10 protein-coding genes are annotated in these 13,913 nt (G+C 74.1%); 3 read left to right on the top strand and 7 right to left on the bottom strand.

Going from position 1 to position 13,913, the window contains the following annotated elements:
* Positions 1 to 49: 49 nt before the first annotated feature.
* Genes argH through gltB form a run of 7 tightly spaced genes read right to left on the bottom strand, consistent with a single transcriptional unit; the run spans position 50 to position 10,137 of the window.
* Positions 50 to 1,294: an argininosuccinate lyase gene (argH, locus tag Gocc_RS00320; protein ID WP_181813248.1), complete on the bottom strand. Its 1,245-nt coding sequence runs from the start codon at positions 1,292 to 1,294 to the stop codon at positions 50 to 52.
* Between the two features lie 45 nt (positions 1,295 to 1,339).
* Positions 1,340 to 1,807: an arginine repressor gene (locus tag Gocc_RS00315; RefSeq protein WP_114794547.1), complete on the bottom strand. Its 468-nt coding sequence runs from the start codon at positions 1,805 to 1,807 to the stop codon at positions 1,340 to 1,342.
* Complete coding sequence (locus tag Gocc_RS00310; protein WP_220150366.1) at positions 1,804 to 2,952, bottom strand: aspartate aminotransferase family protein; 1,149 nt, start codon at positions 2,950 to 2,952, stop codon at positions 1,804 to 1,806. The genes Gocc_RS00315 and Gocc_RS00310 overlap by 4 nt, the downstream gene beginning before the upstream one ends.
* On the bottom strand, positions 2,949 to 3,617 hold the full coding sequence (gene argB / locus Gocc_RS15870) for an acetylglutamate kinase (protein WP_181813247.1): 669 nt from the start codon (positions 3,615 to 3,617) through the stop codon (positions 2,949 to 2,951). The genes Gocc_RS00310 and argB overlap by 4 nt, the downstream gene beginning before the upstream one ends.
* Positions 3,614 to 4,771 (bottom strand): bifunctional glutamate N-acetyltransferase/amino-acid acetyltransferase ArgJ, encoded by a 1,158-nt coding sequence (argJ, locus tag Gocc_RS00300; protein WP_114794545.1) that lies wholly within the window; start codon positions 4,769 to 4,771, stop codon positions 3,614 to 3,616. The genes argB and argJ overlap by 4 nt, the downstream gene beginning before the upstream one ends.
* Before the next feature lie 2 nt (positions 4,772 to 4,773).
* Positions 4,774 to 5,766, bottom strand: coding sequence for an N-acetyl-gamma-glutamyl-phosphate reductase (argC, locus tag Gocc_RS00295; RefSeq protein WP_181813246.1), 993 nt, complete (start codon positions 5,764 to 5,766; stop codon positions 4,774 to 4,776).
* A 39-nt stretch (positions 5,767 to 5,805) separates the two neighbouring features.
* Complete coding sequence (gltB, locus tag Gocc_RS00290; protein WP_114794543.1) at positions 5,806 to 10,137, bottom strand: glutamate synthase large subunit; 4,332 nt, start codon at positions 10,135 to 10,137, stop codon at positions 5,806 to 5,808.
* A 500-nt stretch (positions 10,138 to 10,637) separates the two neighbouring features.
* On the opposite strand from gltB, the gene Gocc_RS00285 reads away from it, so the two are divergent.
* Genes Gocc_RS00285 through ilvN form a run of 3 tightly spaced genes read left to right on the top strand, consistent with a single transcriptional unit; the run spans position 10,638 to position 13,851 of the window.
* The gene (locus Gocc_RS00285; protein WP_114794542.1) at positions 10,638 to 11,627 is read left to right on the top strand and encodes an isocitrate/isopropylmalate family dehydrogenase; all 990 of its coding nucleotides are present in this window, start codon (positions 10,638 to 10,640) and stop codon (positions 11,625 to 11,627) included.
* Positions 11,624 to 13,342, top strand: a complete 1,719-nt coding sequence (ilvB, locus tag Gocc_RS00280) for a biosynthetic-type acetolactate synthase large subunit (protein ID WP_114794541.1) — start codon at positions 11,624 to 11,626, stop codon at positions 13,340 to 13,342. The genes Gocc_RS00285 and ilvB overlap by 4 nt, the downstream gene beginning before the upstream one ends.
* Positions 13,339 to 13,851 carry an acetolactate synthase small subunit gene (gene ilvN / locus Gocc_RS00275; RefSeq protein WP_114794540.1) on the top strand — a complete coding sequence of 171 codons (513 nt, stop codon included), beginning with the start codon at positions 13,339 to 13,341 and terminating at the stop codon, positions 13,849 to 13,851. Before ilvB ends, ilvN begins: the two co-directional genes overlap by 4 nt.
* Positions 13,852 to 13,913 lie beyond the last annotated feature (62 nt).

Here is a 13,913-nt window from a genome sequence, read left to right as displayed (position 1 = left end):
TCCGGGATACGCCGCCGGCCGCCGCCGCGGTCACGGCGGGCCCGGACGGCTAGAGGCTGCCGCCGAAGCGCGCGCGCGCCTCGGCGAGTGCCTCGCGGACGCCGCCCGGCCCGGGCGCGCCGCGGGCGGCGACGCTCTCGGCTGCGGTGCCCGCCGGGGAGAACGAGCCGGCGCGCACGCTGCCCGCGACCCGCTCGTGCGCCTCCCGGAACGCAACGCCCTCGCGCACGAGCGCTTCGGCCGCGTCGGTGGCGAGCACGAGCGGGTCGGAGGCCGCCGCGGCCATGCGCTCGCGGTTCACCTCCAGCCCGGCGACGAGCGCGGTCAGGGCCTGCAGCCCGAGCCGCACGTCACGGCGCGCCGCGAACACCGGCGCCTTGTCCTCCTGCAGGTCGCGGTCGTAGGCGAGCGGCAGGCCCTTGACGGTGGCGAGCAGCCCGGCGAGCCTGCCGATCGCGGTGCCCGCCTTGCCACGCGCCAGCTCGGCCACGTCGGGGTTGAGCTTCTGCGGCATCATCGACGACCCCGTCGCGGCGCTCTCCGGCAGTCGAGCGAAGCCGAACTCGCCGCTCGACCAGAGCACGATCTCCTCGCCGATCCGCGACAGGTGCGTATACAGCACGGCGACCGCATAGAGGTAGTCGAGCGCGAAGTCGCGGTCGGCCACGGCGTCGATCGAGTTGCGCATCTGGCCGGGCGGCGCCGGCAGCCCGAGCGTCGAGCCGGCGAGCGCGCCGGCCCCGAGGGGGCTCGCCGCAGCGGACTCCCCGGCGACCGCGAACCGCGTGCGGTCGCGGTCGAGCATCTCCACCCACGCGAGCAGGTGGTGGCCGAGCGTGACGGGCTGGCCGCGCTGAAGGTGCGTGTAGCCGGGCATCAGCGTCTCGGCCTCCGCCTCGGCGAACGAGAGCACCACGAGCGCGAGCGCCTCGATCTCCTGGCGCGCCTCGGCGCACGCGTCGAGCACGTAGAGCCGCATGGCGGCGGCGACCTGGTCGTTGCGCGAGCGCCCGGCGTGGATCTTGCGGCCGACCTCCCCGAGCCGACGCTCGATCGCGCTGTGCACGTCCTCGTCCGAGCGCAGGATCGCGCCGCGATCCTGCGCCAGGGAGGCGAGCGCAGTCTCGACCTCCTCGAACTCGGCGGCCGTGAGGATCCCCGCGTCGAGCAGGCGTCGTGCGTGCACGCACGTCGCCTCGCAGTCGTACGGGAGCAGCTCGGCGTCGTCGGCGCGCAGGAACTCCCACACCGCCGGGTCGAGCGAGCCCTCCACGCGACCGCCCCAGAGCGTCATGCCGGCATCCGCCTCACGAGCGGGATTGTGCTCCATCGCCGCCGCTCACGCGGCGCCGTCGGCGAGATGCGCTGCCAGCTCGTCGCGCAAGGCCGCCGCCGTGACCCCGTCCCGGGCCGCGATGAAGATCGTGTTGTCGCCCGCGAGCGTGCCGGCGATCGACGGATGGCCGCCCTCGTCGATCGCCTGCGCAAGGGCGCTCGCGTAGCCGGACGGCGTCGTCACGACGACGACCCCGCCGGCGGCCGCCTCGACGCCGATCGCGTACCGCCGCATGGCGGCGCCGATCGCCCGCAGCCGGTCGGCGTCGCCCGCGCCGGGCGCGGCGTAGATGAGGCGCCCGCTCGGTGCGCGCACCTTGACGAGGCCGAGCTCCGCGATATCCCGTGAAACCGTCGTCTGCACCACGTCGTGGCCCTCCTCGCGCAGGGCGTGCGCGAGCTCCGCCTGCGTCGAGAGCGCCTGCTCACGCACGAGGCGGAGGATCGCCGCCTGTCGCTCCCGGCGGTTCATGCGGCGAGCACGCTCCCGATCGTCGCGAGCGCCTCCACGACCTGGTCTTCGCTGACGACGAGGGGCGGCGTCAGTCGCAGCACGTCCGGTCCGGCCGACAGCACGAGCAGCCCGGCGTCACGGCACGCGTCGACGACGGGCCCCACCGGCCGATCGAGCCGCGCGCCGAGGAGCAGTCCGCGGCCGCGCACCTCGAGCACCCCGGGCAGTGCCTCGAGCCCGGCTGCGAGCTGGGTGCCGCGGGCGCGCACGTGGCCGAGCAGCGTCTCGTCGATCGCCTCCACGACCGCGCATGCGGCGGCGGACGCGACCGGGTTGCCGCCGAACGTGGAGCCGTGGTCGCCGGGGACGAATCCCGGCGCGGCGCGCTCGCCCGCAAGCAACGCGCCGATCGGCAGCCCGTTGCCGAGCCCCTTGGCGAGGGTGACGAGATCCGGCTCGACGCCGAGCTGCTCGTGCGCGAAGAAGGTGCCGCTGCGGCCCATCCCTGTCTGCACCTCGTCGACGCACAGGAGCGCCCCGATCTCTCGCGCGAGCTCGGCGGCGGCACGCGCGAACGCCCGCTCGAGCGGGATGACGCCGCCCTCGCCGAGCACCGGCTCGAGCAGCACGAGCGCCGTGTCGGCGGCGGGCGCGAGCGCCGCCTCGAGCGACTCCACGTCGTTGGGCTTCGCGAAGGCGACGCCGGGCACGAGCGGGCCGAAGCCCTCCCACTTCGCGGGCTGGCCGGTGGCGGAGAGCGCGCCCAGCGTGCGGCCGTGGAAGCCGCCTGCGAGCGCGACGATGCGCGTGCGGCCCGTCGCCTTGCGCGCGATCTTGAGCGCCGCCTCGTTCGCCTCGGCGCCCGAGTTGCAGAAGAACGCGCGCGCCCCGCCGCATCGCTCGGACAGGAGCCCCGCGAGCCGCAGCATCGGCTCCGTCCAGTAGAGGTTGGACGCGTGCCAGAGGCGATCGAGCTGCGCGCGGGCGGCCTCGGCGGGCCCGGGCGCGCAGTGGCCGAGGCCGACGACGGCGATGCCGGCGACGAAGTCGAGATAGGAGCGCCCGGCGTCGTCCCACACGCGACATCCCTCCCCGCGCACGACGGTCAGGTCGGCCCGGGCGTAGGTGGGCAGCACCGCGTCGCGCGCGCCGGCCGCGATCACGCCGACACCTCCGTCGTGCCGATCGACGCGCGGACGCCGCCACGCACCGCGCGCACGGCCGCTTCCAGCTTGGGCACGATGCCGCCCTCGAGACAGCCGGCGCCGAGCATCCTGTCCGCCTCGTCGGCGCCGATGCGCTCGACGACGGCATCGTCGACGAGCACGCCGGCGACGTCGGTGACGAAGAGGATCCGCTCGGCGCCGAGGCCGACCGCGAGCGCGGCCGCCGCCTCGTCCGCGTTGACGTTGAGCGGGCCCTCCGCGAGCGGCGCGATCACCGGCACGCGCCCTGCGGCGAGCGCGCCCAGCACGGCCGCCGGTGCGCAGGCGACCGGGTCGCCGACGAGGCCGAGGCTCTCGACGCGCCGGGCCTGCATGCCGATCGCGTCACCGAACAGCCCCACCGCCTCGCCGCCGACGGCGGCGCACACCTCGGCGTTGACCTGCGCGAGCGAGCCGCGCACGACGTCGAGCACCTCGGGCGTCGTGACGCGGCGGCCGTCGACGAACCGGACGGAGATGCCCCGGCGCTCGAGCTCGGCCGTGATCTGCGGGCCGGCGCCGTGGACGATCACCACCTCGTGCCCCTCGGCCCGCAGCGCCTGCGCCCGCGCCGCCGCCTGCGCCGCGACGCGGCCGCCGAGCTTGAGCACGACGCGGCTCACGTCGTGTACTCCGCGTTGATGCGCACGTAGTCGTAGGAGAGGTCGGACGCGAGATACGCCGCGGCGCCGTCGCCGAGGCCGAGGTCGAGGTCGATACGGCAGACGGCGCCCGCAAGCGTCGGCACGTCGCCCGTCGGCGCGCCCGCGGCGAACACGGGAACGCCGTCGAAGGCCACGGTGAGCCGCTCCGTGTCGAGCGCCGCGAACCCGTCTGCCCCGGGAGCGGAGCCGGCCGCCATCAGCACGCGGCCCCAGTTCGGGTCGTGCCCGAACGCGGCCGTCTTGACGAGCGGCGAGGTGGCGATGCGACGGGCGATCGCGACGGCGTCGGTCTCGGAGGCCGCGCCGTCGACGCGCACCTCGAGCACGACCGTGCACCCTTCGCCGTCCTCGACGACCTGCCGCGCCAGGCGCGCGCAGACGTCGTGCAGGGCGGCGCGAAACGCGTCGTCGTCGCGGCCGGCGCCGCTCGCGCCGTTGGCGAGCAGGATGACGGCGTCGTTCGTGGAGCAGTCTCCGTCCACGGAGATGCGGTTGAACGTGCGCTCGACGGCGGGGCGCAGGAAGCCGTCGACCTCCTCGGCCCGCAGCGGGTAGTCGGTCGTGATCACGACGAGCATCGTCGCAAGGCACGGGTGGATCATCCCGGCTCCCTTCGCCATGCCGCCGACCGTGAACCCCGGCCCGGCCGCGACGGCGAGCTTGGGCCCGGAGTCCGTCGTCAGGATGGCGCCCGCAGCCGCGCCGCCGCCCTCGGGGGAGAGGTCGAGAACGGCGGCGCGGATACCCGCGAGCACCTTGTCCACCGGGAGCGGCGCGCCGATCACGCCGGTGGAGAGCACGAGCACCTCGTCGGGCGGCAGGCCGAGCTGCGCGGCGGCCCCGTCCGCCGTCGCCACCGCATCAGCCTCGCCGCGGGCGCCGGTGGCGGCGTTGGCGACGCCGGCATTGATCACCACGGCCTGTGGCTGCGCCGCCTCCAGGTGCCGTTTCGAGACGGTGATCGGCGCCGCCTGCACCCTGTTCGTCGTCCACATGGCGGCGCCGACCGCGCGCGGAATGGAGCGGACGAGCGCCAGGTCGGGCTTGCCCGAAGGGCGGATGCCGGCCGCGACGCCGCTCGCGACGAAGCCCTTCGCAGCGGTGACGGACATCGCTAGACGAGCACCCCGGAGAGGCGCAGCCCGGCCGCCTCGGGGAAGCCGAAGAGGAGGTTGGCGTTCTGCACCGCCTGCCCCGCCGCCCCCTTGCCGAGATTGTCGACGGCGCAGATCACGATCGTGCGGTCGGTGAACCCGTCGTCGAAGAGGGCGATCTCGGCGGCGTCGGTGTGCCGGACGCGGGACAGGTCGGGCGTCGCTCCCTCGGGAAGCACGGTGACGACCGGGCTGTCCGCGTAGTGGGCCTCGAGCAGAGCCCGCAGGCCTGCTCCGCCGGAGCGGACGTAGCAGGTCGCGAGCAGCCCGCGGCGCACGGGCAGCAGGTGGGGCACGAAGGTCACGTCGAAGCCGAGGTGCGCCGCGATCTCCGGCGCATGCTGGTGCACGCCGACCTTGTACGGGGAGATGTTCTCGAGCACCGCGCCCGCGTGCATCGACGGCCGCGGCACCTTGCCGGCCCCGGTCATGCCGGACTTGCCGTCCACCACGACGCCGGCAGGATCGATCGCCCCCGCGAGCGGACCGAGCGCGAGCAGGGCAGCGGTCGCGTAGCAGCCCGGGTTTGCGATCAGCGTCCCGTGCGGCGGCACGAGCTCGGGCAGAGCGTACGACCAGCGGCCGAGCTCGCCGGCGCGCGGATGGTCGAACCCGTACCAGCGCCGGTACACCTCCGCGTCGTCGAACCGGTGCGCGCCCGAGAGATCGATGACGACGCCGCGTGCGGGAGGCTCGATCGCGGCGGCGCGCTCGTTCGGCAGGCACACGAACGTGATGTCGGCCCCGCACGCGAGCGCCGCGTCGTTCGTGATGAAGATCGGCGCGCGTTTGCCGCCGTTGCGGTTCAGACGCGGGTCGAGCGCCGTCGCCGGCTGCCCCGCGAGCGAGTCCGACCCGATCGCGACCAGCTCGAGCTGCGGGTGGGCGAGCACCCGGTCGAGGGTCTCCTGGCCGGTGTAGCCGGCCGCGCCGACGATGCTGACGGAAGCCATGTTCTGCATAGTATGCATACAAATCGCTATCTATGCGGATCAGGCGCTGAGCCGCCCGCCCTCCTCCTCGTCCAGCCTCGCGAGGAGCGCGCGCGGCACGACGCGCCGGAAGCGCCGCAGGGCCGCCGGATCGTCGAGCAGCGCCGCGGCCCGCGCCGACCCCGTCGTGCGGCGGTGCCGCTCGAGCAGGCGCAGCAGCCGCGCCTCGTCGTCGCGGTCGAGCTCGAGCAGGGTGACGAGCTCGTCGTTGAGGAGACGCGCGTCGGCGTCGAGCAGGAACGTCTCGCCCCCGGTCATGCCGGCGCCGAGGTTGCGCCCGTGCGGCCCGAGCACGACGACGGTGCCCCGCGTCATGTACTCGCAGGCATGGTCTCCGACGCCCTCGACGACCGCCGTCGCGCCCGAGTTGCGGACGGCGAAGCGCTCGCCCGCCGCGCCCGCGCAGTAGAGCTCCCCGCCCGTCGCTCCGTAGAGGACGGTGTTCCCCAGCAGAACCGGGTCGCCGGCGTCGCCCGCGGGTGGAGCGATCACGATGCGCCCTCCCGACATCGACTTGCCCACGTAGTCGTTGGCCTCGCCGACGAGGTCGAGCTCGACGCCGGCGGTGAGGAACGCGCCGAAGCTCTGCCCGGCCGATCCCTCGAAGCGGGCGCGCACGCGGCCCTGCGGCGGCCCCGCGCCGACCTCGCGCGCGATCGCGCCGGCGAGGCGCGCGCCGACCGAGCGGTCGCCGTTCGTGATCGCGTATCCCGGCTCGACGAGGCGAGGCTCCTCGACCGCCCCGCGGCCCGCCGCGAGCAGCAGCGTCCCGAGCCGGTCGCCCTCGTGCGGCACGGGCAGGCCGACGTAGCGCGCATGGCCGTCGCCGGCCCGTCCGAGCAGCGGGGCGAGATCGAGGGCGTCGGCCGACGGGTCGCCGGTGCGCCGCTGCCGCAGGCACTCGACGCGCCCGATCGCCTCGTCGAGCCGGCGGAAGCCGAGCGACGCGATCAGCTCGCGCACCTCCTGCGCAACGAACAGCAGGTACGCCTCGACCATCTCGGGCGTGCCGCCGAACTTCGCCCGCAGCTCGGGCCGCTGGCTCGCGATCCCCACCGGACACGTGTCGAGATGGCAGGAGCGCACCATCAGGCACCCCTCCGCCAGCAGCAGCGCCGTGCCGAAGGAGTACTCGTCGGCGCCGAGCAGCGCCGCCACGACGACGTCGCGGCCGGTCTTGAAGCCCCCGTCGACGCGGAGCCGGACGCGGCCGCGCAGATTGTTGGCGACGAGGGCCTGCTGTGCCTCGGCGAGCCCGAGCTCCCACGGCGCGCCCGCGTGCTTGATCGACGGCAGCGGGCTCGCCCCGGTGCCGCCGTCGGCGCCCGCCACGTGGATCACGTCCGCGTGGGCCTTCGCCACGCCCGCCGCGACGACGCCGACGCCGCTGACGGAGACGAGCTTGACGGAGACGGCCGCGTCCGGGTTCACCTCGCGCAGGTCGAAGATGAGCTGCGCGAGATCCTCGATCGAGTAGATGTCGTGGTGCGGGGGCGGTGAGATCAGCGACACGCCCGGCTGCGTGTTGCGCAGCCGCGCGATCTCCTCCGTCACCTTGTGCGCCGGTATCTGCCCGCCCTCGCCGGGCTTCGATCCCTGCGACACCTTGATCTGCAGCTCCTCGGCGAAGACCGCGTACTCGGCCGTGACGCCGAAGCGCGCGGACGCGATCTGCTTGATCTTCGAGTTGCGCTCGCTGCGGTAGCGCGCGGGATCCTCTCCTCCCTCGCCGCAGTTGGAGCGCGCGCCGAGGTTGTTGAGCGCGATCGCGAGCGTCTCGTGGGCCTCGGCCGAGAGGGCGCCGTGCGACATCGCGCCGCCGGAGAAGCGCTTCACGATCTCCTCGACCGGCTCGACCTCCTCGACGGGCACCGGCGCCGCCGACGGCACCAGCTCGAGCAGGTCGCGAGGCTCGATCGGCGTCCGCTCGTTGACCATCACCGCGAAGCGCTCGTACAGCCCGGCGTTGCCGCTGCGCACCGCGCCGCGAAGCGCATGGGCGGCCTTCACGCCCTCCTCGGAGACGGCCTCCTGCAGCGCCGCCACCACGGCGGGGTCGGTCGCGTGAGGCTCGCCGCCCTTGCGGAACTTGTAGAAGCCGGGGTTCTCGAGCTCGATCTTCTCGGCCTTCGACGCGGCCAGGCGGTCGAGCGCTTCGCGCTCGAGCCGGTCGAGCCCGATGCCGCCGATCGCCGAATGGGTGCCGCCGAAGAAGCGGCGCGCGAGCCGCCGGTCGAGCCCGACGGCCTCGAACAGGCGGGCGCCCCGGTAGCTCGCGACGTCCGAGATGCCCATCTTCGCCATCACCTTGAGCACGCCGTCCTCGAGCGCGGCGAGCAGGCGCCGCTGCGCCTCGTCGGGCGACGGGCGGTCGCCTCCCACCTTGTCGCTGGCCGCGAGCTGGGCGACCGTCTCGAGGGCGAGACGGGGGCAGATCGCGTCGGCGCCGTAGCCGAGCAGCGTGGCGACCATGTGCGTGTCGCGCGGCTCGTCGCTCTCGACGAGCAGCGAGCAGCGGGTGCGCAGCCCCGACTCGACGAGGCGGCCGTGCACCGCCGCCACCGCGAGAAGCGACGGGATCGCGGCGCGCTCACCGCCCGCCGACACGTCCGAGAGGCAGATGAGCGTCGCGCCGCGCTCGACCGCGGCGACGGCGTCGTCGGCGACGCGCTCCACCGCGGGCCCGAGACCCTCGCCGGCGGCGAAGGTGATCTCCACCCGCTCCGGGGCGAGCCCCTCGAGCCCGTCCCGTGTGAGCAGGAAGCCCGGCAGGACGACGAGGGTGGGCAAGGGGCCGTCGGCGTCGAGGCCCGCGCGCGGGCCGAGCAGCGTCGCCACGGACATCACGGTGCGCTCGCGGTAGTGGTCGATGGCCGGGTTCGTGACCTGGGCGAAGCGCTGCCGGAAGAAGGAGGCGAGCGGCCGCGGCCGGCCCGCGAGCGGCGCGATCGGCGCGTCGTCCCCCATCGAGTAGACGGGATCGTGACCGGTCTGCGCGATCGGGCGCAGCATCAGGCTCATCTCCTCGCGCGTGTAGCCGAACAGCGCGTGGCGCGGGCCGAGATCGGCCTCCGGCACCGGCCCGGGCTCGCCTGCCGGGCGGCGCACGATGCTCTGGTCGACCCAGGCGCCGTAGGGGCGCCGTGCCGCAAGCTCGCGCTTGAGCTCGCCGTCGAAGCGGAGCCCACGGTCGGGGTCGACGGAGAGCACCTGGCCCGGGCCGAGGCGCCCGCGGCGCACCGCGGCGCCCTCGGGCAGCGGGATCGCACCCGACTCGGAGGAGCAGGTGACGAGTCCGTCCCCCGTGACGGAGACCCGCAGCGGCCGCAGCCCGTTGCGGTCGAGCGCGGCGCCGCACGTGTGGCCGTCGCTGAACACGATGCCGGCCGGGCCGTCCCAGGGCTCGACGAGCATGGCCCCGTAGCGGTGCATGTCGCGCACCTCGGGCTCGAGGCGCGGGTCGTTCTGCCACGCGGGCGGCACGAGGAGCGTCACCGCCTCGCACACGTCGCGGCCGGAGCGGACGAGCAGCTCGAGGGCGTTGTCGAGGAGGGCCGAGTCCGAGCCGTTGACGTCGAGCGACGGGGCGAGCCCCTCCTCGACGCCGAGGGCGCGCTCCCGCGCCTCCATCCACGCGACGTTGCCGTCGATCGTGTTGATCTCGCCGTTGTGGCACAGCAGGCGGAACGGCTGCGCCCGCTCCCAGCTCGGCTCGGTGTTGGTGGAGAAACGCTGGTGGAAGATCGCCCAGGAAACCGCGTACGCGGGATCGGCGAGGTCCGGGTAGAAGGTCGCGAGCTGCGTCGCGGCGCAGAGGCCCTTGTAGGTGACGGTGCGGAACGAGAGGGAGGCGACGTAGACGCCGGCGATCGTCTCGGCACGGCGCCGCGCGCGCGTCGCGCGCGCCTCGGCGTCGGCGTGCGGTGTCGGCGCGAGCAGCATCTGCGCGATGCGCGGCATGCTCGCCGTCGCGGTCGAGCCGAGCGCAGCCACGTCGTGTGGCACGTCGCGCCAACCGGCCGGCTCGAGCCCTTCGGCCCGACACGCCTCCTCGACGACGTTCTTCAGCCACGGCTCGCGCAGGAAGCACATGGCGAGCCCGGCGCCGGGCTCGCCGGTCAGCGCCGCCGACAGCGGCAACAGGACGCCGGCGCCGTCGCCGCTGACGCCGTCGGCGGCCCAGGCGCCGCGGTGCGAGACGGCGGCGAGGCCGGCGAGGCAGCGGTCGAGCAGCTCGCGCGAGGCCCGGCCGCGGGCATCCGCGACGAGGCCGATGCCGCAGGCATCGCGCTCTCGGGACGGGTCGTGCAGGAGGTGCCGGGTACCGCTCACGGATCCGCCTTTCCTCGCTCGGGGGATGGGTGACTGACGCTCCCGCCGGGTGATGCTTCGTCTGGCTAGCCGGCGGGGCGGGAGGGAAGCGGAGGGCCGACTAGCTGCTACGCGGCAGCGCGACGAAGGCGATCGGGCTCGCCGACGGGACGGCTTTCGCCGCCGGCAGCGCTACGAGGATCCCGTTCGCAATGCGCATCGTCCGTCGAGGATAGATGGTCCGGCGCCGCGTGACAAGCGCCCTTCGTCCCCTCGCATTACCACACGGTTGCGGATAATCGATTGTTCAGGCATGCTACGACCCAGATGCTCTGCCGCGCCGTATCCTCTCTGGTACGCGATCAGCGCCTCGCGGTATCGCGCGGCGCCGGCATCGAGCTGATCATTCTCCCCCGCTAGGGGGAGATGTCGCTCACGCACCGCGCTTCGGGTGCAGACGCCGACGGAAGAGCTAGCACCGGTACGCCCGCAGGGCCGCCGTAGGAGGAGAATCGAGCACCGTGAGAACCGACAGCATCGACCGAGGAGGCCCTGCCGGGCACGGCCCCGAGGCCGCAACCGCGCCGGCGGCGCGCATCGCATGCCTGGCCGGGCACGGGATCGGGCCCGAGGTGATGGCCGAGGCGAGCCGCGCGCTCGCCGAGCTGTCGCGCATGCACGGGTTCTCCGTCGAGGAGGTGCACCCGCCGTTCGGCGGCGAGGCGCTGCAGCGCTCGGGCCACGCGCTCCCTACCTCGACGCGGCGCGCGATCCTCGCGGCCGACGCCGTGCTCGTCGCGGGCGCGATGGAGCCGGCGCTCGAGGGCGTGAAGGCGGGCCTCGAGCTCGCAGCCTCCATGACCCGGACGCTGCTCGAGGGCGGCGGCACGCTCACCCAGTTCGCACCGCTGCACGCCGGCGCGTCCGCGTGGACGATCGAGCGCGCGTTCCGCAGCGCCCGCTCCCGGGCGGGTCGCCTCGTCTCGGTCTCCGTCAACGACGGATGGGCGGCGGCCGTCGCCGCGGCCTCGGCGCGGCACGCGGGCATCGACGTCACGGAGATCTCCCTCACGGAGGCGCTGCGCTCCCTCAGCGCGCGTCCCGAGACGGTGGGCGTGCTCGTGACCGAGCACGTGCTCGCCGAGGCTCTCTTCGAGGCGCCGCGGCTCTCGGGCCGCCGCCGCCTGACGGCGACCGGGCTGCTCTCGCGCGGCGGCCCGTGCCTGTTCGCCCCCACCCACGGCAGCACCGACGAGATCGCCGGCCAGGGCGTGGCGAACCCGAGCGAGATGCTGCTCGCGGCGGCGCTGCTGCTCGACGAGGGGATCGGACGCAGGGCCGCGGCGCAGACGCTCGAAGAGAGTCTCGCGGCGGCGCTGTCGGCGAGCCGCACGCCGGACATGAGCGGACCGGGCGTGGCGGCCACGACACGGGAGTTCGTCGACGTCGTGCTCGGCTTGCTCCCGAGCGCACGGCGGGACACCGAGTTCGCGATGGGAGTGGGACGATGAGGATGAACGGCGCGGACGCGATCCTCCGCTCCCTCGAGGCCGAGGGCGTGGCGGTGATGTTCGGCATCCCCGGCGGCGCCATCATGCCGACCTACGACGCGATGGCGCGCGGCACGTCCGTGCGGCACGTGCTCGCCCGGCACGAGCAGGGCGCCGGCCACATGGCGCAGGGCTACGCGCGCGCGTCGGGACGCGTGGGCGTCGCCATCGCCACCTCGGGGCCCGGCGCGACCAACCTCGTGACGCCGATCGCCGACGCCTGGATGGACTCCACCCCGCTCGTCTGCATCACCGGCCAGGTGCGCTCGACGCTGATCGGCACCGACGCCTTCCAGGAGTGCGACATCACCGGCATCACGATGCCGATCGTCAAGCACTCGTGGCTCGTGCAGGACGTGAAGGAGATCCCCGCCGTGATGAAGGCGGCGTTCCACGTCGCCCGCAGCGGCCGCTGCGGCCCGGTCCTCGTCGACGTGCCGCGCGACATCCAGGAGGCGACGCTCGACTTCGTCTATCCGGACACGGTCGACCTGCCCGGCTGGCGGCCCCCGTCGAAGGTGCATCCGCTGCAGATCCGCGAGGCGGGCGAGCGCATCGCCGGCGCCGAGAAGCCCGTCCTCTACGTCGGCGGCGGCACGATCAACGGCGAGGCCTGCGACGAGCTGCGCGATCTGGCCGAGGCGGGGGGGCTGCCGGTGGTCACGACGCTGATGGGCAAGGGCGCCTTCCCCGAGACCCACCCCCTGCACTTCGGCTGGCCCGGCATGCACGGCGCGAAGTGGTCGAACCTCGCCATGAACACCTGCGACGTGCTCGTCGCGATCGGCGCCCGCTTCGACGACCGCGTCACCGGCAAGCTGTCGGCCTTCGCTCCGGGCGCGACGATCGTCCACCTCGACATCGACCCGGCCGAGATCTCGAAGCTGCGCGACGCCGACATCCCCGTCGTCGGCCCGCTCAAGAAGGCGCTCGCGGAGCTGGCGCGGGAGGTGCGCAAGCACCGGGAGAGCGGCGTCGCGGCGCCCGACGCGTGGGTGCGCAGGATCGAGGGGTGGCGCGACGAGTTCCCGCTCCGCTACGGCTCCGGCGGCGACTGGCTGAAGCCGCAGAAGCTGATGGAGACGCTGCAGGAGCTCACCGCCGGCGAGGACGTGATCTTCACCACCGGCGTCGGGCAGCACCAGATGTGGGCGATGCAGTACCTGCTCGCCGAGCGGCCCCGCACCTTCATCACGTCGGGCGGCCTGGGCACGATGGGCTACGGGATCCCGGCCGCGATCGGCGCCAAGGCGGCCCGGCCGGAGGCGAAGGTCGTCTGCGTCGACGGCGACGGCTGTTTCCAGATGACCGCGCAGGAGCTCACGACCGCGGTGATCGACGACCTCCCGATCGTCGTCGTGCTCGTCAACAACGGCTACCTGGGCATGGTCACCCAGTGGCAGGACATGTTCTTCGACGGCCGGCGCTCGCACGTCGGGCTGGGAGACCGGGTGCCCGACTACGTCCGGCTCGCCGAGGCCTACGGCGGCGTCGGCATGCTCGTCGAGTCCGAGGCGGAGCTGCAGCCTGCGCTCGAGCAGGCCCTCGCGCTCGACCGCACCGTCGTGATCGACTGCCGCGTCGACCCGTCCGAGCAGTGCTTCCCGATGATCCCCGCGGGCGCGGCGGCGCTCGACATGGTGGAGTACGAGGAGCCGGTGGAGGCGACGCAATGAAGCACACGCTGTCGGTACTGGTCGAGGACAGGCCTGGCGCGCTCGCGCGCATCGCGACGATGTTCGCCCGCCGCGGGTTCAACATCGACTCGCTCGCGGTCGGGCCGACCGAGCGGCGCGGCGTGTCGTGCATCACGCTGCGCGTCGACTGCGAGCACCACTCGCTCGAGCAGATCGAGAAGCAGATCCACAAGCTCGTCAACGTCCTCCGCGTGACCGAGCTCGCACCCGACGAGGCGGTCGAGCGCGAGCTGCTGCTCTTGAAGGTGAGCGCGTCGCCTGAGCGCCGGGCGGAGTTGATCACGACCGCGGAGGCCTTCAAGGGGCGTGTCGTCGACCTCGGCCCGGACGCGATCCTCTTCGAGCTCACCGGCACGCCCGAGGAGCTCGACTCGTTCCAGGAGCTCGCCCGGCCGCACGGCATCCAGGAGCTCGTCCGCACCGGACGCGTCGGCATGGCCCGCGCGTCGGCGAAGCGGCAGGCGCGACGGCTGTCTGCCATCAATTGATCGACCGGCGGCGCGCAGCCGCGCCCGCACGACCCCATCAACGCGACGAAAGGTGAACGAAC

The sequence above is a fragment of the Gaiella occulta genome (assembly GCF_003351045.1).
In the GTDB taxonomy this organism is placed as follows: domain Bacteria; phylum Actinomycetota; class Thermoleophilia; order Gaiellales; family Gaiellaceae; genus Gaiella; species Gaiella occulta.
This window is presented reverse-complemented; position numbering and strand designations above follow the sequence as displayed.